At 71.0% G+C, this 24561-nt stretch carries 21 protein-coding genes; 9 read left to right on the top strand and 12 right to left on the bottom strand.

Going from position 1 to position 24561, the window contains the following annotated elements; all coding sequences use genetic code 11:
* Positions 1-243: 243 nt before the first annotated feature.
* The 6 genes from NR810_RS50580 to NR810_RS52515 form a co-directional block, all read right to left on the bottom strand.
* Positions 244-579: a hypothetical protein gene (locus NR810_RS50580; RefSeq protein WP_257463354.1), complete on the bottom strand. Its 336-nt coding sequence runs from the start codon at positions 577-579 to the stop codon at positions 244-246.
* 284 nt (positions 580-863) lie between these two features.
* The gene (locus tag NR810_RS50575) at positions 864-1781 is read right to left on the bottom strand and encodes an RluA family pseudouridine synthase (protein ID WP_257463353.1); all 918 of its coding nucleotides are present in this window, start codon (positions 1779-1781) and stop codon (positions 864-866) included.
* Between the two features lie 47 nt (positions 1782-1828).
* Complete coding sequence (locus tag NR810_RS50570; RefSeq protein WP_257463352.1) at positions 1829-2527, bottom strand: DUF5689 domain-containing protein; 699 nt, start codon at positions 2525-2527, stop codon at positions 1829-1831.
* Positions 2528-2618: 91 nt separating this feature from the next.
* Positions 2619-3182, bottom strand: coding sequence for a class I SAM-dependent methyltransferase (locus tag NR810_RS50565; protein ID WP_257463351.1), 564 nt, complete (start codon positions 3180-3182; stop codon positions 2619-2621).
* A gap of 76 nt (positions 3183-3258) precedes the next feature.
* On the bottom strand, positions 3259-3426 hold the full coding sequence (locus NR810_RS50560) for a hypothetical protein (protein WP_257463350.1): 168 nt from the start codon (positions 3424-3426) through the stop codon (positions 3259-3261).
* A 235-nt stretch (positions 3427-3661) separates the two neighbouring features.
* Positions 3662-4465: a hypothetical protein gene (locus NR810_RS52515; protein ID WP_306819206.1), complete on the bottom strand. Its 804-nt coding sequence runs from the start codon at positions 4463-4465 to the stop codon at positions 3662-3664.
* An 87-nt stretch (positions 4466-4552) separates the two neighbouring features.
* On the opposite strand from NR810_RS52515, the gene NR810_RS50550 reads away from it, so the two are divergent.
* Positions 4553-5431 (top strand): PorV/PorQ family protein, encoded by an 879-nt coding sequence (locus NR810_RS50550; RefSeq protein ID WP_257463349.1) that lies wholly within the window; start codon positions 4553-4555, stop codon positions 5429-5431.
* A gap of 3 nt (positions 5432-5434) precedes the next feature.
* Here NR810_RS50550 and NR810_RS50545 read toward each other — a convergent pair whose 3' ends face one another.
* A complete protein-coding gene (locus NR810_RS50545; protein WP_257463348.1) occupies positions 5435-8773 on the bottom strand; it encodes a hypothetical protein in 3339 nt (1112 codons plus the stop codon).
* A gap of 123 nt (positions 8774-8896) precedes the next feature.
* Here NR810_RS50545 and NR810_RS50540 point away from each other — a divergent pair, with 123 nt between their 5' ends.
* Genes NR810_RS50540 through NR810_RS50525 form a run of 4 tightly spaced genes read left to right on the top strand, consistent with a single transcriptional unit; the run spans position 8897 to position 12144 of the window.
* Complete coding sequence (locus tag NR810_RS50540; protein ID WP_257463347.1) at positions 8897-9913, top strand: glycosyltransferase; 1017 nt, start codon at positions 8897-8899, stop codon at positions 9911-9913.
* A gap of 42 nt (positions 9914-9955) precedes the next feature.
* On the top strand, positions 9956-10729 hold the full coding sequence (locus tag NR810_RS50535) for a nucleotidyltransferase domain-containing protein (RefSeq protein WP_257463346.1): 774 nt from the start codon (positions 9956-9958) through the stop codon (positions 10727-10729).
* Entirely contained in the window at positions 10726-11583 is an 858-nt protein-coding gene (locus NR810_RS50530; protein ID WP_257463345.1) for a TIGR04222 domain-containing membrane protein, read from the top strand. Before NR810_RS50535 ends, NR810_RS50530 begins: the two co-directional genes overlap by 4 nt.
* 57 nt (positions 11584-11640) lie before the next feature.
* Positions 11641-12144 (top strand): hypothetical protein, encoded by a 504-nt coding sequence (locus tag NR810_RS50525; RefSeq protein WP_257463344.1) that lies wholly within the window; start codon positions 11641-11643, stop codon positions 12142-12144.
* A 53-nt stretch (positions 12145-12197) separates the two neighbouring features.
* Here the strand turns inward: NR810_RS50525 and NR810_RS50520 are convergent, their stop codons facing one another.
* Positions 12198-13151, bottom strand: coding sequence for an RluA family pseudouridine synthase (locus NR810_RS50520; protein WP_257463343.1), 954 nt, complete (start codon positions 13149-13151; stop codon positions 12198-12200).
* Positions 13152-13350: 199 nt separating this feature from the next.
* On the opposite strand from NR810_RS50520, the gene NR810_RS50515 reads away from it, so the two are divergent.
* Together NR810_RS50515 and NR810_RS50510 are read left to right on the top strand one after the other, a co-directional pair.
* Entirely contained in the window at positions 13351-13935 is a 585-nt protein-coding gene (locus tag NR810_RS50515) for a helix-turn-helix domain-containing protein (protein ID WP_257463342.1), read from the top strand.
* A 120-nt stretch (positions 13936-14055) separates the two neighbouring features.
* A complete protein-coding gene (locus NR810_RS50510) occupies positions 14056-15576 on the top strand; it encodes a peptidase M3 (RefSeq protein ID WP_257463341.1) in 1521 nt (506 codons plus the stop codon).
* A 30-nt stretch (positions 15577-15606) separates the two neighbouring features.
* Here NR810_RS50510 and NR810_RS50505 read toward each other — a convergent pair whose 3' ends face one another.
* Positions 15607-15933 (bottom strand): hypothetical protein, encoded by a 327-nt coding sequence (locus NR810_RS50505; RefSeq protein ID WP_257463340.1) that lies wholly within the window; start codon positions 15931-15933, stop codon positions 15607-15609.
* Between the two features lie 162 nt (positions 15934-16095).
* Complete coding sequence (locus tag NR810_RS50500) at positions 16096-17139, bottom strand: hypothetical protein (RefSeq protein ID WP_257463339.1); 1044 nt, start codon at positions 17137-17139, stop codon at positions 16096-16098.
* Between the two features lie 102 nt (positions 17140-17241).
* On the opposite strand from NR810_RS50500, the gene NR810_RS50495 reads away from it, so the two are divergent.
* The gene (locus NR810_RS50495; protein WP_257463338.1) at positions 17242-18090 is read left to right on the top strand and encodes a DUF2058 family protein; all 849 of its coding nucleotides are present in this window, start codon (positions 17242-17244) and stop codon (positions 18088-18090) included.
* Between the two features lie 111 nt (positions 18091-18201).
* On the opposite strand, the gene NR810_RS50490 is transcribed toward NR810_RS50495, so the two are convergent.
* On the bottom strand, positions 18202-19647 hold the full coding sequence (locus NR810_RS50490; RefSeq protein ID WP_257463337.1) for a M20 family metallopeptidase: 1446 nt from the start codon (positions 19645-19647) through the stop codon (positions 18202-18204).
* 301 nt (positions 19648-19948) lie between these two features.
* Here NR810_RS50490 and NR810_RS50485 point away from each other — a divergent pair, with 301 nt between their 5' ends.
* Positions 19949-22483 (top strand): CBM96 family carbohydrate-binding protein, encoded by a 2535-nt coding sequence (locus NR810_RS50485; protein WP_257463336.1) that lies wholly within the window; start codon positions 19949-19951, stop codon positions 22481-22483.
* 34 nt (positions 22484-22517) lie between these two features.
* On the opposite strand, the gene NR810_RS50480 is transcribed toward NR810_RS50485, so the two are convergent.
* Positions 22518-24557 (bottom strand): sensor histidine kinase, encoded by a 2040-nt coding sequence (locus NR810_RS50480; protein ID WP_257463335.1) that lies wholly within the window; start codon positions 24555-24557, stop codon positions 22518-22520.
* Positions 24558-24561: the final 4 nt, after the last annotated feature.

The following is a 24561-nucleotide window of genomic DNA, read 5'->3' as shown; positions in this document are numbered from 1 at the left end:
TACCAGGCCATTCCCATGATGCCCGAAGACACGCTTCTGCCCTTGATGGCTCGATTCGTTGAATTGCTGGCCGAACAACCCGTTTTCCGGGAAGTTTTCGGTCCAATATGAGGGGATGGCTCAGCCCATAGGGTCCTCGGAAGTTGCTCCTGGGCCTGAAAACGGCAGCGCGGCGAGCCAGGCTCCGAAGAGCCCGACCCGCCGCGCCGAGGCGGCCCGCGCACGGGCCGCTCTGTCACTCCGTCATGCCCTCAGCGGCTTCACGTTCCGCGGGCACTCCCAATAGGTGTACTCGCAGGTGGCCGCCGTGGGGTCGCACGGCACCTGCATCACGGTGACGAGCTCGCACGGGTGCTTCGGCTCGTCCGACATGCGGCTCGCCGGGACCACCGGAACCTCGACCGGCGAGAGCCGCTCGGACCCGTGCCCGTCGAACGGCCGTCCCGCCTGCCTTGAAACGCCGCCCCGCTGCTCCTCCTGCTTCCGCTCTTGTGTCGGAGCCTCCACCGGCATGCACACCACCGGCAGCACCGACGCCGTCCCCAACACCGCCCCCAGCACGCACAGCTTCGTTCGCATGAAACCCCCTTGCGGCTGACACACTCCTTCACGCCGATGGCGCGTCGGTTCCGGTTCAGCAGCAAGGACGCAAACTACCCCAAGGGTCTGACATCCCCGGGGGCATCCCCCACGATGGACCCCTCCCCATCCCCTCACGGAGGACGGCTACGGGCCCCAGTCATTCCGGACGTTTACGGGCCCCTCCCAGATGGTGGGCTCCCGAATACACGACCCCCAGAGTCATCTGTTCGTCGGGTGCCGGACGGTGCCCGATAGCACACGGTTCCCGCCGTCCCCGGACCTCAACCCCGAAGCATCGCCAGGGCCCGCTGGAAATCCTCGGGCAGCGGCGCCTCGACGCTCACCGGCCCGCCCGTGAGGGGGCTCGGCAGCGACAGCCGGAGCGCGTGCAGCGCGTGGCGTCCCAGCGCCTTCGCCGCCGGATGCGCTCGCGCCTCCTCGGGGCCATACACGGAGTCCGCGAGCACCGGGTGTCCCGCCTCCGCCATCTGCACGCGGATCTGGTGCGTGCGCCCCGTCTCCAGCTTCACCTCCACCAGCGTCGCCCCCTTCAGCCGCTCGCGCACCTCGTACGAGAGCGCCGCTCGCCGCGCCGAGCGCACCTTCGTCGTGAACCGCCTCGGGTCCTTCGGATCCCTCCCGTACGGCGCCTCGAGCCTTCCACTCTCGGGCGTCTCTCCCAGCACGAGCGCCCAGTAGCGCTTGTCCACGCGCTTCTCCTGGAACGCCCGGTCGAGCGCCGCCACCGCCTCGTCCGTGCGCGCGAGCGCCAGGCACCCGCTCGTCTCGCGGTCCAACCGGTGCACCACTCCCGGCTGCGCCAGTCCCTCCACGTCGAACGGTGGCAGCCTCGCCGCCAGCAGCTCCACCACCGAGGGCACGTTCCCCGAGGGCTCCACCACCAGGCCCGCCGGCTTGTTCACGATGACCAGCGCCTCGTCATCGTGCAGCACGGGCAGCTCGGGCCCCTCCGCCGAGCGCCTCGCCGGGGCTCGCGGCGGGGGCCGGCTGATTTCAATCTCCTCGCCACCCCAGAGCTTGCGCGAGGCCTGGCACTTCTTCCCGCGGATCCGCACGTGGCCCTGCTCGATGAGCACACGCGCCCGCTCCAACGAGAGCCCGGGCACGTGCGCCGAGAGGTACTTGTCGAGCCGCTCGCCGGCGGACTCGCGGAGGACGGAGATCTTCTGGAGCGACATGGCGTCCCCCTTCTACGGCGGCGCCCTCCGGGAAACCACTCCGGGGGCTACTTCACCACGAGGTCCGAGGGCTGCCGGGGCGCCACCTCGTAGGTGTTCTCGTACTGCGCCGCGAGGCCCGTCACCTCGATGCGCTGACCCACGGACAGGGCGTTCACCGTCTCCGGCGCGAAGCCGGCCGACCCGTGGATGTACACCTGCACCTCCCCCGAGCCATCGTCGACATACAGCTCGTAGCCGTAGGGCAATTCATCATTGGCGGCCCGGGTCACCGTCGCGGAGATACGCACCAGCAGGCCCTCGGTGGATTCATTGACGTCGCCAGTGCGTACCTCCTTGGGCGTCACCTGCTGCGTGCCCTCCAGCTTCTCGACGGAGGCGGGCTCGCTCTCGAGGATGCGCAGATTGGCCTCGTCGTTGAGCTTGCCCGTCACCCGGACGCGGGTGCCCAGCCCGAAGTCGAGCTTCTCCGCCAGCTTCACGTAGATGCCTCCGGTGTTGTCCTGGATGGCGAAGCCCTCGTTCTCCAGGGCCGACTTGAAGTTCCCGGGAGGCACCGTGACGTAGCCCTCCACGGTCACCGTCGTGCCATTGCCCTGGGTGCGCGCCTGCGTGATGGGCGTGGCTTTGGGCTGCTCGGAGCCGGAGTCATCACAGGCGGCGAACACCGCGAGCGACAGGCAGCCGAGGACAACGCGCAGCCCGGCGGCCGCGCGCGAGGAAAACTCCATCTGGGAAGGGGTCATGCGGCGCATTGTTGACACCGCGACTCCGCGTTCAAGCCCCCGGTTCACCGAGCGTCGAAAACCCTTCACCTGGAGGCACGGCCGCGCCATTTCAATCCGCGCGACGCGCCACCAGCCTCGCCTCGTGCCGGCCCTCCCCGGTCCACCCCTCGGTATACGAGACGACCTCCAGGTCCTGGATCAGCCGCGGCAGCTCGCCGTCCTCCAACAGGAAGCGCGCCGAGGGATGCGCGTTCCGCTGAAGGTTGCTCCGCGTGGGCTGTGCGAAGACGAGCAGCCCGCCCGGCGCCAGCACCTTCGCGAACCCGGCGAACAGCGGCCTGAGGAGGAAGTTCAGGCACAGCACCACATCGAAGGGCCCCGAAGGCAGCGGCTCCTCCTCCAGGTCCAACCGCCGCACCCGGAGCGGCACCCCCGACTCGCGCGCGGCCTTCGCCGCCCGCTCGAGCGCCACGTCCGAGACATCCACCAGGGTGACCTCCAGGCCATGTCTCGCCAGCCAGAGCGCGTCATGGCCCGAGCCTCCTGCTACGTCCAGCGCTCGGCCCTTGCTCGGGAGCCGGTCCGCCAGCGAGCGTAGGAACCCCGAGGGCTCCAGCATTCCCCCCTGCTCACCGTAGCGCGTGTTCCACTTGCGCCGATCTTCCTCGGACATGGATCCTCCCGCGCGAGCCCCGCTCGCAGCGTCTGTCTCTCCGAGGATGCCACCTTCCCGCGGCTCGGTGATCTTCTCAGCGTCGGGTATCGCGCCTCTTCTGCTGACGCGCCTGCTCCGCTCGCAGCGCTCCTCCAATTCGCCGTCCCGCCACCTGCGTCATCTTCGAAACCGGGTTGCCCATCTTCTTGGGCTTGGCCGGACGCCAGGTCGGCTGGGTGCTCGGAAAGCGATTGTCCCTCATGGGTGTGTCCTCATGGGCCGGAGGAGACGACGTGGGCCTGGGGCGGATGACGCCCGTCAGCTCGTTCGGAGACGAAGCATCTCTTATTTCTGCAACGTCGCGCGGGCTTCTTGGATGCCCCAGGGGCCTGGAGTGCTTGCACAGCCGCCTTGCGACCGTAGACCCTCACCCCAGCCCTCTCCCAGAGGGAGAGGGGGTAGACACGGGCTCGACCTGGGATGCTCGGTACACCTACCTAGAAGAGCGTGTCCGCCAGCTTCGCCCTCGTGTCACCTGACAGCACCGTGTAACGCATTACCCGCTCGCCCCCTCGCCAGACCTCGAGGGTTCTCGGCACCGCGTCGCCCGTCGCCGGCGAGTTGTAGTCCAGGAAGCGCACGTCCCACGCCGTCCCCTTCCCGTCCTTGTAGCGCACTCGTGCCGGCTTGAAGCCCTCCTTGTAGACCCAGAATTGAGGCTTGCCCTCCCCCTGCCCTCCCAGCACGTACGCCACCTCGCCTCCAAAGCGGCCCAGGGACGTCGTCCGAGGCTCGATTCCCAACGAGCGCAGGTACGTCTCCACCACCTCCCGCCCCTCCACCGCCGACCCCGCACGCGCCGCCAATATCGCGCACACCTGCTGCACCGCCTCCGTCAGCGCCGGAATCTCCGTGCCCTCCACCCTCTTGCGGCCCCCGGATACCACCGTCGCCACCGTGTTGCCCTCCAGCGCCTTCGCCTCGAACCGGCAGCGGCCCGGCACCTTCAGGTACACCGTGCCGTCCGCCTGCAGCTCGGGCCGATCCGCCGGCAGCCCCAGCGCCGCCCCCGCCTCCTTCACCCCAGGTCCGTAGAAACTCAACGAGCCGTCCGCCCGCAGCGCGGACAGGTTCAGCTCCTCCCTCTCCCCCATCATCCGCCGCAGGATGGACCCTCCCGGCAGCACGTACGCGCCCGCGCTCAGCGACGCCAGCACTCCCATCACCAGCAGCCCCCTCTTCACGGCTGCCCCCTCGAACAGCTCCTTGGATAGGGCCTTGGTGGCCGACAGGATGCGCAAGCCAGCTCTCGTCGTGGATGGGGTCGACATGGGGCGGCGAATCTAGTGATGGCCCTCCCCTCCATCAAGGCAGTTAGGATGCCCCCCATGTGGCACCGTTCGATGCTCCTCCTGCTGGCCCTCGCTCTGTCCGCCCCCGCCCTTGCCCAGGAGCAGACCGCGCCTTCCCTCTACCGCCATCCCGCCGCCGAGGACCTGCGCAGCCTCCTGAGCGCGCGCGGCTACGGCATGGGCGGCGCCTGGCGCGCCCTCGGTGTGAGCGCCGAGTCGGGAACCGGCAACCCCGCCGCCCTCGCCGCCTACCCCACCTACCGCATCGAGCTCACCGGCGCCTGGGACTGGGTCGGCAAGGATGCCGCCGGCATGGTGTCCATCTCCGACGCGTCCACCAGCGTGCTCGCAGGCGGCGTCACCTACCAGCTCGTCACCCTCGGCAAGGGTCCCCAGCGGACCACCGCCCACATCAACACCGTGTCCATGGCCCTGCCCATCGCCGACAGCCTCCTCATCGGCGTCTCCACCCGCTACCTGCTGATGCGCGGAGCCCGGCAGGCCAACGCCGTCACCGGCGACGCGGGCCTCCTCTTCCGCCCCAGCCCGGCTTTCGCCCTCGGCGTCTCCGGTCACAACCTCATCGGCACCGGCAATCCCGAGCTCACCCGCTACTACTCGGCCCATGCCGGTGTCCTCGCCGGCCTGCTCACCGTCGCCGCCGACGTGCGCGCCGACTTCGAAACGTACAAGCGCACCACGTTCACCTACAGCGGTGGCGTGGAGTACGTCATCGGGCAGAGCTTCCCCATCCGCGCCGGCTACACCTGGAATGGTTTCACCCGCGCCTCGGAGCTGGGCATGGGCATCGGCCTGCTGACGCCAGGAGGTGGGCTCGACCTGGCCTACCACCACGAGTTCGGCGGCGAGAAGGGACGGCTCGTCGCCCTCACCTTCAAGGTGCAGGTCCGCTGACGCTCAGCCGCGCAGCGGGAGGTAGCGCTCCGAGGCGGAGAAGCGCACCAGCTCCACCAGCTCCTGCTCGCTGGACTTGAGGGCCCGCAGCGCGGCCACCGCCGGCCCCGGGCCTCCGCAGGCCACCAGCCCCGCGCGGTTGGCCGAGTGGCGCGCCGCCTCCGCGAGCGCCGAGGCGTCGAACTCCCGCTGGGCCGACTCCATCAGCAGCAGCGCCCGCGAGCGCGCACTGGGGTGCAGTGCATCGCGCACCACGCGGGTCTCGGGGCCCAGCTCCGAGCCTCCACGCAGCACCGAGGCCAGGATGGCCACCGCGCGCAGCAGCTGGTCCTTCTTCAGGCAGCGCAGCGCGAGCAGGTCCGGCCCGAGGCAGGACAGCGCCCGCCCGGCGAAGAAGCGCAGCTCCGGCTCCGGCAACACCTGACGCACCGCGCTCCGCCCCACCAACAGGCGCGGGGCTCCCGGGTGGACGAGCGTGAAGGGCGGGCCCTCGTCCTCGGAGAGGAAGACCTCCGGAATCGGCACATCGAGGATGCGCGAGACGAACAGCAGCGCCTCCTGGGCGGCCCGTGCTCCGGGACCCACGTCCGAGCGGAGGGGCTCGTTGGAGCCCGCCGCCCGTCCGAAGGTGGGGAAGAGGCGGCAGAGGGCGAGGCCCACGGAGGCGAGCAGCTCGCCCGCCGGGTTGCGCAGGCCGGGATGGCGCAGGCCCGCGCGCTCCTCGGGGGTGAGCGTCCGGCGCGGAGGCCGGAGGACGGCGTCCTTCCCGCCGCCCTCGAGCGCCGAGGCCACTTCCGCCATCAGCGAGCCACGCGCCGTGTCGCCCCGGCCCACGAAGAAGGCCGAGAGCTCCCGGTAGGCGGCCGCCTCGAGCGGACGCTCGCGCACGCGCTCGATGGCCGCCGGCCGCGCCTCCGCCTGCGCCGGAGCCGGTGCGGGCTTGACGGCGCTCACCGGAGCGGGAGGCACCACGGGCGCGGGAGGCGCCACGGGGACGGGATGCTCGCCCCGGGCACGGCGGCGCACGGGGTCCATCTTCCCGGGAGGCGCCTCCCAGGCGATGACCCGGGTGCTCTCCACGGGCACCGGCGCGTCGGGAGGTTCGAGCGCCGGGGCAGGGGCGGGCGCGGGCTCGGACACCCTGGCGCCGACCGCGGGCATCTCAAGGACCGTGCGCGCCGACTCCAGCCCGGCGGCGGGTGGCGGGGCCGCTGGCGCCGCCGGAGTGGGCGTGAGCTCCACCGCGCCGGGCGGAGGAATGAGGACGCCGGTGCGGGGACCGCTCGACTCGCGCTTGGGGACGGCGCTGCGAGGCGGCTCGGGGTGCAGCGTGGGCGCCGCTCGCTCCGAGATGGCCTTGCGAAGGTTCTCCGCCCGGTTGGCGTACACCTGCGCGCGGGCCGCGTCCCCGAGCGTCTCGCGGCAGAAACGCGCCAGGCGAGCCCAGGCCCCGAGGCGCTCCTCATCGTCCTCGGTGGCGGTGGCGGCGTGCTCCAGGGCCCACGCGGCCTCGCCGTGCTGCTTGAGCGCGATGAGCCGGTCCACGAGCAGCAGCCAGGCCTCCTTGTGACCGGGCTCGAAGCGCACCGCCTGGCGCAGCTCGGCGAGCGCGGCCTCGCGCTCTCCCAGGGCCTCCAGCGTGGACACCAACTCCAGCCGGGCCTTGCGCGCCACCAGCCCTCGCGGCTCCCGTTCGATGCGGGCGCGCAGCAGGCGGCTGAACCCGGCCTTGTCCCCGAGCTGCCGCGACAGATCCAGGAGCTTGTCCTGGGCGTGCACGTCCTCGGGGCTCTCCGCGAGCACCTCCGTCCACGCCCAGTACGCGAGCTTCGCGTTGGCGAGGGACCCTCCGGAAACCTCGGCGAGGCACCGCAAGCCCTCCACCCGGTAGGGCGAGCGCCGGGGTACGGCGGCGAGCGCCACGCGCAGGCGCTCGGTGGCACGGGCCCGGTCCGCCTCGGGCGCGCACCGGGCGAGCCCCATCAGCGCCAGGAGCGAGCCGGGGTTGATGGCCGCCGCCGCCTCGAAGTCCGCGCGCGCCCGGGCCACCTCGCCGGTGGACAGCAGCCGCTCGCCGCGAGCCAGGAAGGCCGCGGCACGGGCCCGGGGGTTGCTCGCGCGCTGCACCGCCTCGTCGAGCACGCGCAGCACCACCCACTCGTCGCCGTCCTCGCGCTGGGACACCAGCCGCACCTGCTCCGCGAGCGCGGCCTTGTCTCCCGTGAGGGCGACGATCTGCCCGTACACCCGGGCGGCGCCCGCCAGATCCCTCAGCTCGTCCTCCAACAGCTCGGCGAGCCGCGTGAGGATGTCCGTGCGGACCACCAGGTCCTTCGCCCGATCGGCACGTGCCAGGTAGAACTGCGCCAGCTCGCGCCACGCCCGGCGCGCGATGAGCTGGGCCTCCTGGCGCGCCTCTTCCGGGTCCTCCTGCCGGGGCACCAGCTGGCGCGAGGGCTCGGTGTCCTCGTCGCCGCTCCAGGGAACGGGCGCGTTGGCCTTGAGCCCGGCGGGTGGCGGAACGAGCGGGGCCTCGAGCCGGGAAACCGGAGTCCTGGCGGGAGCCGCCTCGGGCCGGACGGTGGGGACCTCGAGGGTCAGGCGGCGGTGGCTGAAGGCCGCCCCGGCGGAGTCGTCCCGAGGGGGGGAGGAAGGAGCCAGGGCGACCCCGAATGGCAGCTCGGCCCCGGAAGTCACCTCGTCCTGAGACCAGACGGCGGGCATCTCGAGGACGGTGCGCGGCGACTCGGGGGAAGGCTCCGCGGCGGCCCTGGCCCGGGGCTGGGGAGCGCGAGGCGCGAACCGCGTATCCGGCGGGCCGAAGGCCTCCGCCGTGTGCTCGTCTTCCATCCAGGGCGAGGAGAACTCGATGGTCTCGCTCCGATGGAGCGGATCCTCGGCGGCGTGCGCCTCCCGAGGCTTGGATGCCCGCGCTTCCAGGGAAGCGGAGGGGCCGGGAGGCGGCTTCTCCCGACCGATGCCGCGGAAGATGACCTCGAGGAGCCGGCGGGCGTGGCGGTCTCCGGGGGACTCGTCGACGAGCGCCTGGAGCGCCTCGATGGCGCGAGGGAGCTGGTTCACCCGGCGCAGCAAGCGCGCGAGCTGGAGCCGCACGGCGCGGCGGGTGTCCCCCCGGGTGTTGCCGAGGGAGGAGGACAGGAGGGCGATGGCGGCGGCCTCGGTCCCCGCCCGCAGCGAGAAGGCGACGAGCACCGCGGCCAGGCGCGGCGTCATGGGCAGGGAGCGGCTGGCCCGCACCAGCTCTCCGAAGGCCCGCGCCGCCTGCCCCTCGTTCAACAGGCGGGAGGCATTCTGGCGGTGCCGCTCCACGAGATCGGGCACGTCCACACCTTCCCTGGACGGGGGCATGCCAGCGGGCGAGCGCTGACGCGCATCTGCCGTTTCCGGTGAACCGGCGTCCTTGCCGTTTCTCACGCCACCCATGGGTGGGGCAGTCTACACAGGATGCCGCCTCCGGTCGTCACCGTCCTCCTCCCCGCCCGAAACGCCGAGCGCACCGTGGCACGCGCCGTGGAGAGCCTCCTCGGAGGCACGTTGCGTGAAATCCAGGTGCTGGCGGTGGACGACGGCTCCACGGACGGCACGCGCGAGGTGCTGCGGGGGCTGGCGGCGAGGGACGCCCGGGTGGAGGTGCTGGACGGGGGAGGCCGGGGGCTCGTCGCCGCGCTCAACCTCGCGCTGGCGCATGCCACCTCCCCCTACGTGGCGCGCATGGACGCGGATGACGAGGCGCTGCCCCGGCGGCTGGAGGCGAGCGTCGCGGCGCTGGAGGCGGACCCCGGGCTGGGCGGCGTGGGCACGGGCGTGGAGCTGTTCCGGGAGGATCAGCCGGTGAGCCCCTCGATGAGGGACTACGCGACGTGGCTCAACGGCCTCACCACCCCCGAGCGGCTCCACCGCGAGCGCTTCGTGGAGAGCCCCATCTGTCACCCCTCGGTGTGCCTGCGGAGGGAGGCGGTGGTGGCGGCCGGGGGCTGGGCACACGGCGACTTCCCGGAGGACTACCACCTCTGGTTGAAGCTCATCGAATCCGGCCACCGGATGCACAACCTGCCCGAGGTGCTGCTGCGGTGGAGGGACAGCACGGGACGGCTGACGCGCACGGATCCGAGGTACGCGCACAAGCGCTTCATCTGGGTGAAGGCGCACTACCTGGCGCGCAGCCCGGAGGTGGCCGGGCGGCCGCTGACGGTGTGGGGCACGGGTCCGGGAGGGCTCATCCTCACGCGCTTCCTGCTCGCGGAGGGAGCCCGGGTGGAGCGCTTCATCGACGTGCACCCGCGCAAGGTGGGCACGCGCATCCACGGGATTCCGGTGGATCCACCGGAGTCCCTGGGCACACCGCCGGAGGACACGCACCTGGTGGCGGCGGTGGGCGTGCGAGGCATCCGGGAGGAGATTCGCGGCGCTCTGACGGCGCTCGGCTGGGTCGAGGGCGTGCACTTCACCTGTGCCGCTTGAGCCTTGGTGTAACCTCCGGGGCATCAGACTGGAGCAGACCGAGTGAACCCCTCCACCGCAACCCGCCCCGACCTGACCGAGGCCCCCCGTCTTCCCGAGGAGCTGCGCCCCATCCTGGAGGAGCTCCAACAGGAGCTGACCCGCGCCGCCGGTGACAACCTGGCCGGGCTCATCGTCTTCGGGAGCGCGATCCGGGGCGGCTACCGCAAGGGCACCAGCGACGTGAACCTGGTGGTGCTGCTCCGGGACACCTCGGCCCCGAAGCTGCGGGACATCGCGCCCGCCATCAAGCGGGCCTGGCGGGCCCTGCGGGTGGAGCCGCTGCTCCTCAAACCCTCCGAGGTGGCCGACGCCACCGACGTGTTCCCGACCCGCTTCCTGGACATCCAGCGCCACCACCTCGTGCTCACCGGGGAGGACCCGTTCCACGACCTGCGCGTCTCGCCCGAGCACATCCGGCTGCGCGTGGAGCAGGAGCTGCGCAACCTGCTGCTGCGCCTGCGCCGGCGCTACATCGCGCTCGTGGAGGAACCGGCCACCCTGTCCGCCCAGCTCGTGAGCATCACCGCGCCCCTCGTCGTCGAGTTGGAGACGCTGCTGCGCCTCACCAACCGCCCCGTCCCCACGGGAGGCGAGGCCGCGGTGCTCCAGGCCGCGGCGGCGGCGTTCGGGCTGGATGGCTCCGCGCTGCTCCAGCTCCCGTCCCTGAAGGCGGGCACCGCCGAGTTGGATGAGCCCGAGCCGCTCATCGAGCGGGTGCTCGCCAGCCTGGACAGTGCCGCACGCGTTGCCCATGAGTTGGAGGGACGGTTGTGAACCCCTTCGACCTTCCGGGGCCGGAGTTCCTCGCCTTCTACGCCGTGCTGGCGATCTCGGCCTGGCTCGGCGCGAGGTTGCTGCGCAAGTACCTGCTCGGGCCGGACGGGCCGGTGGATCCGCGCATCACCGATCTCCACCCCTACGAGGTCTCCTTCCTCTCCGGCGGAATGGAACGGGCCGTCGAGTCCGCGGTCGCCAGCCTCGTCCGGCAGGAGTACCTCCAGGTGACTCCGGAGGGGCGGGAGCTGACGGTCCAGAAGAAGCTGCACGCCAGCCCCCATCCCCTGGAGGCGATGGTTCACGCCTCGGCCAACGGCGCGACGATCGAGGAGTTGGTGAAGAACGCCGGGTCCCTGCGTGCGCGGCTGGAACACCGGCTCCTCCGCTTGGAGCTGATCGCCGATGACACCACCTCCGGGAGGATCACGCTCTACTCGAGCGTGATCATGCTCGGGGTGTTCGCCGTGGGCATCGCCAAGGTGGTGATCGGCATGCAGAGGGATCGGCCGGTCGGGTTCCTGTTCCTGATGAGTCTCGTCGTCCTGGGCACGGCGCTGTTCTTCGCCGTGCGCAAACCCCATCGCAGCAATCGGGGCAACACCGCGCTCGAGAAGCTGACTCAGCGCAACGAGGCGCTGCGTACCAGTGTCTGCGCGAACGCCTCGGTGCTCGCTGGCAGTGACGTGGCGCTGGCGGTGGGGCTCTTCGGAGCCACCTCGCTGACGGGGACGCAGTTCGAGGATCTCCAGCGAGCCCTGATGCCGGCGCCCTCGTCGGGTGGAGACGGGGGAAGCAGTGGCGGTGGCTGCGGTGGAGGCTGCGGAGGAGGAGGTTGTGGCGGTTGCAGCTGACGCGCGACAACTCGCATCTGGGCTTCGTGGAGCTGCTCACACGGAAGGAGGTGGCTCATGGCGGATGAGGATCGCGAGGCCCTCGCCCGGGCGCAGGCCGCGCTGCTCGCCGCGTTGACGGGCCACGAGGAGCTGCCGCCCGGGTTCGATCCCGAGCGGGTGCGCGCGGCGACCGAGGCCCTGGCACACAAGCGCGAGCACTCGGTGGTGGCCACCTGGCCGGAGCTGGCACGAGCGCTCGGCGCCGAGTTCCATCCGCTGTTCGACCGATACGCCGCGGAGGAGCCCCTCCCCCACGAGGGAGGCCCCATGGCGGACGGCTGGCGGTTCGCGCGGTGGCTGGAGACCCAGGCCCGCTTTCCAGCGGCGGCGACACTGGAGTCGCTGCGGGTGAGCCTGCGCTTCCGTCCGACGGCCGAGGGACTGATACCGCGACGAGGGCCGGTGTTCCGCCTGCGGTATCTGCGGCCACAACGGACACTGGTGTTGGCCATCCGTTGGAAGCCCGGCCGTGAGACCTGGTGGAGGTTGCGCCTTCCGTCACGCTCAAACAAACCGTGAGCGAAACATCCCCTCTCCCTCTGGGAGAGGGTCGGGGTGAGGGTATCGAGGGTCTACCCGCGGGTAGCCGCATCAAGTGGACGAATGAGCCCAGAGGGAGCCACGATCCCCGCTGCCGTGAAGAATCGCGAGAGGTCCTCCGGTACGGGAGCTTCGAATCGCACGGTGACTCCAGTCCGAGGATGCGCCAGCTCCAGCGCCTGCGCGTGCAACAAACACCGGGGAGCCTCGATCCCTCCAGCCCTCGCCGCGCCGCCGTAGCGCTTGTCTCCAAGAATCGGAGCCCCGAGCGCCGTCAGGTGAGCGCGCAGCTGGTGCGTCCGCCCCGTCTGGGGAAGCAGCTCCACCAGACAGAAGTCCTTGCCCGCGTGCAGCACGCGGTACTCCGTGAACGCGGGAATCCCATTGGCCGCGCGGGTGGCGCGCCAGCGTCCCGGCCGGGAGGGGTCCTTCGACAGCGGCAGATCGATGGTCCCCTGGGACGGCAGCTCCACGGGACCCACCGCGGCCAGGTAGCGCTTGCGAGCGCGGCCCTCGCGGAACTCCTCCGCCAGAGCGGTCGTCGCCTGGGGCGTCTTGCCAAACACCGTCACTCCGGACGTCTCCCGGTCCAACCGGTGCACCAGCCCCGCGGGCGTCTTCAAGTGCTCGCCCACCCGGTCCACCAGACTGTCCCCCACCCGCCCTTCCGTGGGCTGCGCCGTCATCCCCGCCGGCTTGTCCACCGCGATGACATCCGCGTCCTCATGCAGCACGCGGAAGCTCGGAGCCTGCGCCGGAGCCTCCGCGAGCGGGCTCTCCCCCCCCTCCTCCAACACCGCCGTCACCACCTGCCCCATGACCAGCCGCGTCTTCGCATCCCGGCACCGGCGCCCGGCCACGTACACCGCGCCCACGCCCACCAGGCGCTCCGCCTCCTCGAGAGACAGGCCCAGTTCCGCCGCCAGTGCTTCGCTCACGGTGCGGCCCGTGAGGGTAGATTCGACTCGGAAGGTTCGGCGCTTCATCCCTCCGGAGGTTACCAGCCCTTCACGTCCCTGATTCGCTCCGAGTGGACGGTCATCTCCCACCCAAGACGGTCGAGCCCTCCACTGCGCACGGGTTCCCCTCGGGAGTGGCTCCTGGCCATCGCCTTGCATCGGGCGCCGCCGCACGTAGGAGGGCAACGACGCCCTCCAAGGGAGAACGACGATGGAGAGCGTGGGCGTGAATGAGGCAGTGAATGAGACGTTGGAGCGAGTGCTGGGGCTGGAGGGCCTGCGCGTGCGCGGCGCCAGCCTCCAACCCCACGGCCTGGTGGTGCACGTCCGGTTACGCGTGCCCGCGCGCCGGTGCGGAGTCTGTAACGACTTCTGGAGTGGCTACGACACGCAGCCGGTGCGCCGGTGGCGCCATCTCACGCTGGAGCGCACGCCGGTGTGGCTGAGCTACGCGCCCCGCCGCATGCAGTGCCCCGAGCATGGCGTCCGCGTGGAGCGCGTCACCTGGGCGGCGCACGACTCCCTCTTCACCACAGAGGTCGAGCAGATGGCGCCCTGGCTGTGGCACCGCCTCGGAGTCACCGCCGCCTGCCAGATGACGGGCCTGTCCTGGCCCACCCTCAAGCGCCTCATCCTCCGGCCCGTCGTCCCCATGCCGGACCTGAAGCGCATCGAGGAGCGCTACATCATCGGTACGGACACGCTGTCCCTCCGGCAGCATTCCCAGGACTTCGCGGCGGTGATGGAGCAACTCGGCAGGCCCGTGCCCTCCGCGCTCGCACCTCGGCCACTGCCCGCGAGTGCCCTCTGAATCCGGGTCCACGGTGGCACGGTAACCGACAGAGAAAGAGGGACGGAGGGTCCACCGCGCCACGCTCGGCTTCCTCGGGCCTTTTCCCCGGTGGACGAAGTGTCTACCTTCCGGCCCCCCATGGACCGTCCCCTCCCCTCCCTGCGCGCGAGCCTGGACGATTTCCTCGCCCAGCTGGCCACCCTCCACTACCGCCACGCCGCCGGCCTGTCCCCGGACCTCCCCCTCCGCGAGCTCTACGAGGACTCGCCCGAAATCGCCTCCCCCGAGGCCTTCGCCGCCGCCACCGAAGCCGTCCCCAAGGCGCAGGCCAAGGGCGACCTGCTCGGCGTCCGCCGCCTCCGCCTCCTGCGCGACTTCATCGCCACCCAGGTCGAGGAGTCCCTCGCCGCCCCCGAGGCCGAGGCCGTGGCCCAGCTCGAGGCCCGCGCCCGCCTCCCCGTGGATGACCAGACCCTCTCCTTCGGTGAGGCGCTCGGCCAGCTCCCCCATGAGCCCAACCGCGGCCGGCGCGCCCTGCTCGAGAGCGCCACGGGCGGCTTCCTCTGGGACAACCGGGGCCGCTATGGCACCCGCCGCGAGGCCTCCTTCCGCGTCACCGAGCGCCTCCGCGCCCCCAGCTACGTCGCCCTGCGCGAGGACGTCTCCGGCATCGACCTGAACAAGCTGGCCGAGGCCGCCCAGGAGACGCTGCGCCTCACCGAGGACGCCTACCGCGACGTGCTCGGCTACGTGCTCAAGAAGGTGGAGCCCACGCTGCGCCCCCTGCCCTCGGGCAACGCGCGCAGGCACGACCTGCAGGCGGCCACCCAGGCCCCGTGGATGAGCGGCTTCTTCAAGCGCGAGGACGAGCTGCCCGCCGTCATCCGCTGGCTCGGCGAGTGGGGCTTCCACCCGGCCGCCCAGGGCCGCATCCGCATCGACGACGAGGAGCGCCCCGGCAAGGCCTCGCGCCCCTTCACCGTTTCCGTGCGCATCCCCGGCGAGGTGCGCCTCGTCCTCCAGCGGCGCGGGGGAATGGACGCCCTGGGCAGCCTCCTGCACGAGTACGGCCACGCCCTGCACCACGCCCACGTGAAGGAGGAGCTGCCGCTGGAGCTGCGCCGGCTCGGGGACGCCTCCGTCACCGAGGCCTTCGCCACCCTCTTCGAGCGGCTCCTCACGGAAGAGGAGTGGCTCAAGCGCTACCTGCGCCTGCCCTCGGCCACCGCCCGCGACGTGACGCGCCTGGCCGCCTTCCAGGGGCTCACCGTGCTGCGCCGCCACTGCGCGAAGCTGCCCTACGAGCTGTCCCTCCACACACGCGGCCCCTCGCCCGAGCGCGCCGAGGAGTACGCGGATGCCCAGCGCCGCGCGCTCTTCGTCGAGCCGCACCCGGGCTTCTTCCTCTTCGACGTGGACCCTCAGCTCTACGTGACGCGCTACCTGCGCGGCTGGGCCCTGGAGGCGCGGCTCACCGCGCAGCTCACCGGGCGCTTCAACGAGGACTGGTGGCGCAACCCCGCAGCGGGCCGCTGGCTCCAGGGGCTCTTCGGACGCGGGGGAACCGACGACGCCGAAGCGCTCGCCACGGAGATTTCGGCAAAAGAACTCGCGCTCCCCGAGGCGGGTGCCCGCCTCGTGGCTCTGCTCGACCGCTGAGCGCCAGCCCCGGGAACGGGGCCGTGGTGGCTACTTCTTCTTGCGCAGCGCGCGGACGATCTTGTCCTTCGTCGCGCTCGCGGCGGCGGCCGCCTTGGGCTTGCTGGCCGACTTCGTCTGGCCGGTGCGCTCGCGCATGGCCTTCATGAGTTGCATCTCGATGAGGAGCAGTTCGTCACCCAGCTCCTCGTTGTTGCCAGCGGCACGAGGGAGCGGTGCGCTCTTGCTGGAGGCCCCGGCCCCGTGCCGCAGGCGCAGGACCTTCTCCTCCTCGGACGTCAGGGTGTGCGCCTTCTCCAGCGACGCCTTGACCTCCTTGGACGTCACCGTCGTGCTGCTACCGACCTTGCGCTCCATCTCCGCTCCCTTGCTCGTGGGCCCCTGAACATCCATTCATGTCGGACGCGCCTGGGCCGCAACCGTCGAGGATTCTAGAGAACGCAAGTATCGGGTCAAATTTTCTTCCAACAGGCCGCTGCCTCCCTGTAGCGGCCTGCCTCCCACGCGACACCTGGCGGGTCAGTTCCCCTCGTCGTCCGCGGGCTCGTCCGCGGGGGTGCCGGTACTCGGAGCTCCCTCGGCGCCCTCGGGCTTGTTGCGGGGAATCCCGAAGCGGTCCAGCGCGTCCGCGATGCCCTGCGGCTTGTCCGCGTCGGGCAGGAAGCTCTCCGGCGGCTTCAACTGGGGGTCCTTCCCGATTTCACTCAGGGCGGATTCCAACACCATCCGCAGCTCGGCGGCGCCGGCGGCGTCATTGGCGGGCACGGTGATGCGGCCGTCCAGGCGCACCTTGAGGACGACGGACGTCTGGGCGTCCACCACCACCTCGCCACTGAGGGACTTGGGGGTGCGGTTCTCGAAGAAGGCCAGGCGGCGCTTCGTGGTCTCGTCGCGGCCGCCCTTGGGCTCGAGGAGCGCGGGCAGCACCTGGGGCGTGGTGCCGGTGTTGCCTTCCGGACCGAGCTCCACGGCGTAGTTCCAGGCGGTACGGCCCTCGTAGGTGACGGTGCCGCGGGGCGCCAGGTGCAACCGGCCCCGGAAGAGCGCGTCCACGTCACGGATGGCGCCGGTGAGCTCGGCGCGGGTGCGCTCGGCCATGCCGCGGTCGCGCAGACGCTGGCGGAAGGTGCCGTAGCGGTTGCGGGCGAACACCTGGCCGCCCACGCGCATCACCTCCAGGCCCTGGTCGCGGCTGTTCTCCAGCAGACCATGGAAGTCGCCGCTGACACCGCCCGGGCCGGCGCGGAAGGTGCGCGTCTCCGTCAACTTGACGGGGACGGTGCCCTGGCCGCCGCTCCACTCGTAGCTGACGGTGGCCTTGTAGGAGTGGGGGCCGAGACGCTCGGTCACCTCGGCGGCATCCATGGAGAGGATGCGGCGGGCCACCCGGGGGTTGTCGGCGACGTCCTCCGGGGGCAGTTTCTCGGCGGCCGAGGCCACCACCTTGGGCGGGTCCTCGGGGGAGAAGATGCGCGCCTTGGCCGCCTTGTCGACGGGGTCCTGGCAAGCCACGGTGGCGAACGCCAGAACGGCGGCGGCGGTGAACTTCTGAAAACGGGTCACAACTCCTCCGGCTCCTGCGAGGGGTTGCCCAAATTACGGGGCGTGTGCTGGAGCGGCAAGGGACGGCTTGCGCGCGCCAATGTACGGGATACAACCCCACTCATGCAGAACCTGCGTGACAAGCTCTTGAAGGCCGGCCTGGTCTCCGAGGACCAGGCGAAGAAGGCGGAGACGGCAGCCCCGAAGGCCGCACGCCCCGCTCCCTCCCAGGCACCCAGGCGTGAGGGACCTCCGCCGCACCGTGAGCAGGACGATCGGCCGCCGCGAGAGCAGCGCGGGCGCGACGACCGTCCGCCGCGCCGCGAGGGCCGTGACGGAGGCCGTCCGCAGGGAGGTGGGCGTCCCCAGGGAGGCGGGCGGCCCCCGAGCGGTGGACGGCCCCAGGGAGGACGTCCGCAGGGCGGGCGGCCGGGCGTGGAGCCGGCTGGCGGCATCGTCCCCAAGCTGCCGCCACTGCCGGGCTCGAAGGCTGCCCAGCGGATGGAGTCGAAGAAGCAGGTGGAGCAGGACCGGAAGCTGCGCGAGCTGGTGCTGGGTGCGCAGGTGCCGGTGGACGTGGGCGCCACCGTCTTCTACTTCATGACGCGCAAGGGCAAGTTGCGGCGCCTGGAGCTGACGGAGACGCAGGCCAAGCAGCTGGAGAACGGCGAGCTGGGCGTGGTGGAGCGGCCGGAGCCGGCGCAGATCGAACACTCGCTGGTGCCCGCGGAGGTGGCCGAGCAGATGTACGCCATCTCCAAGAAGGCGGTGCGTTTCCTGAACCGGAAGGAGTTGCCCATCGGCTTCATGAGCGACGACCAGGTGAAGGAGAAGCAGGCGGCGGAGGCGCGAGGCGAGGAGCCGGTGGCGGAGGAGGACGACGAGTCCACCGAGGCCGAGTCCACCGAGGCCGAGTCCACCCCCGAGGGCACCGCGAGCCCCGAGGGCAGCACCGAGCCGACGCAGTCCTGAAGCACCCGCCGTCCCCATCCCCCATCAACCCATAACCCCCATCCCCCACCCATTCCCTCTCCCTTCGGGAGAGGGTCGGGGTGAGGGTATGGCGGCCCCCGGGTTCCCCACCTACCGGTTGAAGTGAGCGGAGATGACGCTCGCCACGCAGCAGGTGAGCTTCTTGCCGGTGGGGATGTGGAGGAACTCGTTGGGCCCGTGGGCGTTGCTGTTGGGGCCGAGCACGCCGGTGATGAGGAACTGGGCCTCGGGGAAGCGGCGGCCGAGCATCTCCATGAAGGGGATGGTGCCGCCCTCGCCCATGGCCATGAAGGGCTTGCCGAAGAAGGCGCGCGAGGCCTCGTGGGTGGCGGTCTCCAGCCACTTCTCGAGCGGAGGCGCGTCCCAGCCGGCGCTGGCCTTCTCGCCCTCGAAGGTGACCTTGGCGCCGTAGGGAGGAGCGGCCTCGAGGGCCAGCTTGAGGGCCTGGGTGGCGGCCTTGGGATCCAGGCGGGGAGGAATCCGCATGGAGAGCTTCACGGAGGTGAAGGGGCGCAGCACGTTGCCGGCGCTGCTGAGGGTGGGCATACCCTCCACGCCGGTGACGGAGAGCGCGGGGCGCCAGGTGCGGTTGAGGATCTGCTCGGCGCGGTCGGTGGTCACCGGGTGGGCGCCGGGGACCCAGGGGAACTTCGAGTACACCTCCTCGCCGAGCACCTCGGCGACGGCGGCGGCCTGCTCGCGGCGGGCGTGGGGGATGTGGACGTGCAGGCCGTCGACGCGGATGCGGCCGGTCTGCTCGTCCTCCACGCGAGACAGAATCTGCCGGAGGATGCGGAAGGACGAGGGCACGATGCCGCTGGCGTCACCGGAGTGCACGCCCTCGGAGAGGATGTCCACGCGCAGGTTGCCGGAGACGAGCCCGCGCAGCGAGGTGGTCATCCACAGCTGCTCGTAGTTGGCGCAGCCGGAGTCCAGACACACCACGAGCGAGGCCTTGCCGATGCGCGGCGCCAGGTGCTCGATGTAGGCGGGAAGGTCGTAGCTGCCGCTCTCCTCGCAGGCCTCGATGAGCACCACACAGCGCGCGTGGGACACGCCCTGCTCGCGCAGCAGGCGGATGGCGGCGAGCGAGGCGAAGGCGGAGTAGCCGTCATCGGCGCCACCGCGGCCGAAGAGCTTGTCGCCCTCGCGCACCGGCTCCCAGGGAGAGAGGCCCGTGCGCCAGCCGGTCATCTCCGGCTGCTTGTCCAGGTGGCCGTAGAGGACGACGGTGTCGTCACCCGTCCCCGGAATCTCCATGTAGATGACGGGGGTGCGGTCCTCGCCCTTCTCGTTCTTGAGGCGCACCACCTCGACCTTCAGACCGGGGATGTGCTTCGCCTGGGACTCGCACCAGCCGGCGATGAGCTTCACCGCCTTCTCCATGTGGCCCTTGGCCGCCCAGTCCGCCTCGAAGGCGGGCGACTTGTTGGGGATGCGGATGTACTCGTGAAGCTTGGGGAGGATCTCCTCCTCCCAGATACGCTCGGACGAGGCGGTGGCGGTGGTGGAATTCAGCCGGGGGCTGATGCTCATGGGACAGGCTCCGGGTTGATCGGAAGACGCTTCCCCCATCTACACCACCCCGGGCCCGGATGTGTGGATCGCGGAGGTTGGCGGGGCCACTCTGCCCGCGAGCCCACACCTCGACCACCCGACCGGTAGGCACGCCGATTCCCAACCCGGAGCAACCCTTTTCTCACCCCGGGTCACGTTCCTGCCCTCTTTGTCACTCCCGTGTGGAATCTCACGCCTCCAACGGTCCCCCGGCAGGGAAAACCCCGGGCACATCGGGTGCACCCGGCGCCGCGCGGCACAACCTGCCCCGGGAGGAACGATGAAGCGTGAGCGGCCGTGGGGAAGAAAATTCGCGGGAGGGTGCGCGGCGCTGATGCTGCTGACCCACTGCGGAGGCATGGAAGCGGAGGAACCGAGCACCGGAGAGCCCGTACCCCAGTCTCCCTCCGTCCTGAAACAGGAGCTGGCCACGACACTCGTCTTCCCCGCGAGCGCCGATGCGCGCGTGGATGTGACGGCCCCCTCGGCGAACTTCGGGAGCGACACGAAGCTGGTGGCGGACTTCTCACCCAGGCAGGAGAGCGTCCTGCGCTTCAACGTCAACGCGCTGCCGGGCGCGGTGATGCGCGCGACGCTGCGGGTGTACGCCAGCGATGGCAGCTCGGACGGGCCGCGCGTGTTCAGCACCCAGGGCGACTGGGCGGAGAGCGGCGTCACCTGGTACACCCGCCCCTGGACGATCGGCGATCCCCTGGATGACAAGGGCGCCATCACGGGCGGCGGCTGGGTGGAGTTCGACGTGACGAGCGCGGTGCGCGGCGCCGGCGAACACAACTTCCTGGTGGAGGGCAACTCGAACGACGGGTTGGACTTCCACTCCCGCGAGCACGGCAGGACGGACCTGCGGCCCCAGCTCGTCATCACCGTGAGCACGGGGTCCGAGTGCATGCCGCGCACGACCACCCAGTTCGTCGACATCGAGCCGTACACCGACGCGTATGCCTCCCAGAGCGAGCCCACGCGCACGTTCGGCGCCGAGCCGGTGCTGCGGGTGGACGGCTCGCCCCGGCTGGAGAGCTTCCTTCAGTTCTACGTCACCATCGCCCAGGGCTGGCACCTGCGGGGCGCGAAGCTGCGGCTGTACGCCACGGACCCGACTCCGGACGGACCGCTGCTCTACCGCACCACCGAGGATGTGTCCTCCGCTGGCCCCCTCTGGGACAAGCGGCCCACCCCGCTGGGCGCTCCGGTGGGCAACCTCGGCGCCATCGAAGCCGGCACCTGGGTGGAGTACGACGTGGCGGGCACGGTGACGGGGGCCGATACCTACAGCTTCGGCCTCATTCCCGAGTCCACCAACGGGGTGGACTTCGTCTCGCGGGACTCGCTCACGAGCGAGCTGCGCCCGAGGCTGCGCCTCACCCTGGAGTCCGATCCCTACTGCACCTACCGGGGCACGGGCGGAGGCCTCACCGGGTGGACGCGGCGGCTCGGAGGCGCGGGCCCCGAGCGAATCCAGGCCCTGGCCAGCGACGCCACGGGAGGCTTCGTGTCCGCCGGCCACTTCGGCGAGGCGCCCTTCCCCACCGGCACCGGCTTCGCCCTGGCGCGCTACGGCGCGGACGGCACGTTCGTGTGGAGCCGCCAGGTGACGACGGGTGACGTGCGGGTGCGCGCGCTCACCGTGACGTCCGAGGGCAACATCCTCGTGGTGGGCAGCTACGGCGGCTCGCCGGACCTGGGCACGGGCCCGCTGCCCGCGGCGCCCGCGAGCTACGAGAACCGCTACTTCAACGCGTTCTTCGTGGCGAAGTTCTCGCCCACCGGCCAGCCCGTCTGGTCCCACGGCTTCCCGGCCACCTATGACTATGGGGACGACCTCGACCCCATGCCCGTCTACGTGCAGGCGGTGGCCACGGATGCCCAGGGCAGCCTCATCGTCGGTGGCGGCTTCCACGGCAACCTGGACCTCGGCGGGGGGACGCTCTTCGCGGGCACCTCGAGCATCGAATTCACCGGAGGCGACGCGGTGCCCGGTGGCTTCCTCGCGAAGTTCTCCTGGGACGGCCAGCACGTCTGGTCCAAGGTCTTCCCCACGGCCCCATCCATCGACGCGACCTCGGTCCGCGCGGTGGCCGCGGACGCCGCGGGCAACGTGCTCGTCGGCGTGGAGGCGAGCCGCGGCGACTACCTCTATTACCCGGCGAACCCTCCGCATCCGTTCATCGCGAAGTACGATGCCTCCGGCAATGAGCTGTGGCGGCGGGTCTTCACCGGCACCAAGGGCTCCATCCTGGACGTGAGCCCGGTGGGCACCGACGGGGTGGCCTTCGTGGCCGAGCTCGTGCTCACCTTCACCTTCGCCGGCAACACGTACATCGCGGGCGGAGGCGAGCCGGAGCTGCCCAATGGCAGTGACCGGAGCGTCTATCTCGGCACGTTGAGCGGCTCGGGACAGGACGGGTGGATCCGCATGCTGTCCCGCGGCACCCGCTCGGGCGCCAACTTCCAGGAGCTGGTCACGGGGAACGACGGCACGTTCTCCCTCACCGGCTTCGGAGACATCATGGACCTGGGCGGTGGCTTCCTGGGCAACCCGCGCCCCAATGGCTTCGGCAAGTACTCGCCCTTCGTGGCGCGCTACTCGGCCTCGGGTGACTACCTGTGGGCGCGCACCTTCGACAACAACCTCGAGGGCGAGGTGTTCTGGCCCGAGACCCGGCTCCACGTGGCGCCGCAGCCGGGAGGCAGCCTGGTGCTGGGCAGTGACTTCGAGTCCCCCGTCCTGCTCGACGGGCGCACCCATACGTCACGAGGCTCCGCCGACCTGCTCTACTTCCAGCTGAAGCCGTAGAGCCGAGGGGGCCCGTCGACTTCCGGCGGGCCCCTCAGCACCTGCGGGGGAGCCGCACGGTGAACGTCGTGCCCTCCTCTGCCGTGGAGCGCACCTCGATGGTGCCGCAGTGCGCCCGGACGATGTTGTCCACGATGTAGAGCCCCAGGCCGATGCTGCGGCTCGCCGCGTCCCGGCGATGTCCCCCGCGGGTCATCGGCTCGAAGAGACGCGGAATCAGCTCCTGCGGAATGGGCTCGCCCTGGTTGTTGATGCGCAGGACGACGCCATCCTCCTCACCGCGCGTCTCCACCCGGACAGGCGTCCCCACGGGACTGTAGGTGAGCGCGTTCACCACGAGGTTGGTGACCACCTGGGCCAGCCGGTCTCCATCCCCCTCGGTCTCGCCCGGCCCACCGCGCGCCAGTGATATTTCCCGCTCGGGGTGCGCGAGGCGGACCTCCTCCACGGCCTGCTGGACGACGAGATGGAAATCGAACGGTGCGCGCTCGATGGGGATGCCGCCACCGAGCCGGGCGCGGGTGAAGTCGAGCAGATCCCGGATCATCCGGTTCGCCCGCTCCGCCGAGGCCGTGATGCGCGCGAGGCCCTTGGCCTGGCGCTCGTCCAGGTTCTCATGGCGCAGCAGCGCCGCGACGGACAGGCCGATGGCGTTGAGGGGGTTGCGCAGATCATGGGAGACGATGCCCATGAGCTGCTCGGCGAACTCCGCCGTCCGGCGCATGTCCTCCTCGGCGCGCTTCTGCTCCGTCAGATCGGCGATCGTCGCCACGCCCGAGATGATGCGCCCCTCGGCGTCGCGGATGGGCACGGCGGAGACGTTGAAGAAACCCAGGGTCCCGTCTCCGCGCCGGTAACGCACCTCCGCGCGCTCGACGGATTCCCCCTTCTGGATGGCGCGTGCCAGGGGGTACTCGTCCGGGGCATACGGCCGACCATCCGGGTGGACGGCCTGGTACTGAGCGTACCCGCTCACGTCGGACGAGGCATGGAAGGAGTGACCGAGCACCTTCGCCACCTGCTGGTTGCCGAAGACGAGCCTGCCGCTCGGCGCCTCCGCGATGAAGACAGCCGCCGGCATCCGCTCCAGCACGGCGGACAGCAGCTCCCGCTCCTGGCGCAGCCGCCGGTTGGCCTCGCGCAGCGCCTCGAAGAGCAGGGCCCGGTCGAGGATGCCGGAGAGGTACTCCACCAGCGTCTCCATGTAGCGCCGGGCCTGGGGCTCGAAGGAACGCATCTGCCGCACCCCCACCCAGAGCACCCCCATCACCTCGCCGTGCGGCCACAAGCGAAGGCCCAACAGCGAGCGCAGGCCGCTGCCGCGCACCTCCTCGCGCACCTCCAGCGAGGAGGTGGCCGCGTCCGGCAGGTGCACGGGTTCCTCGGACCCGGCCACCCGGGCCACGAAGGAGGCGCCGTCCAGCGGGGCCCGGTAGCCCGGCGGGAACGGAGGACAGGCCCCCGAGACGGCGGCGGGCTCCAGCCACTTGCGGCTCGAATCCACCAGCAGCAGCTCCGTCCCGTCCGCCGCCAGCGCCTCCTGGATGACCTCCAGCAGGGGCACCAACGCCTGACGCAGCGCCCCCGGCTCGTCTCGCTTGAGCACCTCTGGCCCGAGCGCGTCCAGCCGGCGCAACGCGCGCTTCTCGCGCTGCCGGTCCTCCAAGGAGTAGCCGCTGAAGATGGCGATGGTGTTGTCCATCGCGCCCTGGAGATCCTCGAAGAAGAGGGCCGTGTCCTCGGGTGACGGGCGCTGCTCGATCGGAAGGTGCTCCCACAGCGAGGAGATGATGCGCCCGAGCATGACGTACTCGTTCGTCACCTCCTCCTGGTTGTAACCCAGCCGCAACCGCAGGCTCAGGTGCGACTCCTCCAGCCGCTGCTTCGTCCTGGCCTTGTCTCCCCGGTGGCCCTGGCGGGAGATGGCCACCAGCGTCCCGAGGTACTCGTGCAGGGTGTCGATGAGCTCGTAGGGTTTGACGCCCCGGGCGGACTCCAGCTTGCCGGCCTCCTCGGCGAAGCGCTCGACGATCCACTCACGGTTCTGCTCGATGAAATCAGCCACCTTGGGCATACGG

This window comes from Archangium lipolyticum, from assembly GCF_024623785.1.
GTDB lineage: Bacteria > Myxococcota > Myxococcia > Myxococcales > Myxococcaceae > Archangium > Archangium lipolyticum.
The sequence above is the reverse complement of the archived record's forward strand: the minus strand, read 5'-3'. Positions and strand labels throughout refer to the sequence as shown.

Coding starts and splice junctions, on each gene's coding strand:
- NR810_RS50510 (WP_257463341.1), top strand. CDS start 14,056: ATGGACCGTCCCCTCCCCTCCCTGCGCGCGAGCCTGGACGATTTCCTC.
- NR810_RS50575 (WP_257463353.1), bottom strand. CDS start 1,781: ATGTCGCTCCAGAAGATCTCCGTCCTCCGCGAGTCCGCCGGCGAGCGG.
- NR810_RS50520 (WP_257463343.1), bottom strand. CDS start 13,151: ATGAAGCGCCGAACCTTCCGAGTCGAATCTACCCTCACGGGCCGCACC.
- NR810_RS50525 (WP_257463344.1), top strand. CDS start 11,641: ATGGCGGATGAGGATCGCGAGGCCCTCGCCCGGGCGCAGGCCGCGCTG.
- NR810_RS50565 (WP_257463351.1), bottom strand. CDS start 3,182: ATGTCCGAGGAAGATCGGCGCAAGTGGAACACGCGCTACGGTGAGCAG.
- NR810_RS50580 (WP_257463354.1), bottom strand. CDS start 579: ATGCGAACGAAGCTGTGCGTGCTGGGGGCGGTGTTGGGGACGGCGTCG.
- NR810_RS50570 (WP_257463352.1), bottom strand. CDS start 2,527: ATGACCCCTTCCCAGATGGAGTTTTCCTCGCGCGCGGCCGCCGGGCTG.
- NR810_RS50485 (WP_257463336.1), top strand. CDS start 19,949: ATGAAGCGTGAGCGGCCGTGGGGAAGAAAATTCGCGGGAGGGTGCGCG.
- NR810_RS50505 (WP_257463340.1), bottom strand. CDS start 15,933: ATGGAGCGCAAGGTCGGTAGCAGCACGACGGTGACGTCCAAGGAGGTC.
- NR810_RS50560 (WP_257463350.1), bottom strand. CDS start 3,426: ATGAGGGACAATCGCTTTCCGAGCACCCAGCCGACCTGGCGTCCGGCC.
- NR810_RS50550 (WP_257463349.1), top strand. CDS start 4,553: ATGTGGCACCGTTCGATGCTCCTCCTGCTGGCCCTCGCTCTGTCCGCC.
- NR810_RS50495 (WP_257463338.1), top strand. CDS start 17,242: ATGCAGAACCTGCGTGACAAGCTCTTGAAGGCCGGCCTGGTCTCCGAG.
- NR810_RS50540 (WP_257463347.1), top strand. CDS start 8,897: ATGCCGCCTCCGGTCGTCACCGTCCTCCTCCCCGCCCGAAACGCCGAG.
- NR810_RS50480 (WP_257463335.1), bottom strand. CDS start 24,557: ATGCCCAAGGTGGCTGATTTCATCGAGCAGAACCGTGAGTGGATCGTC.
- NR810_RS50490 (WP_257463337.1), bottom strand. CDS start 19,647: ATGAGCATCAGCCCCCGGCTGAATTCCACCACCGCCACCGCCTCGTCC.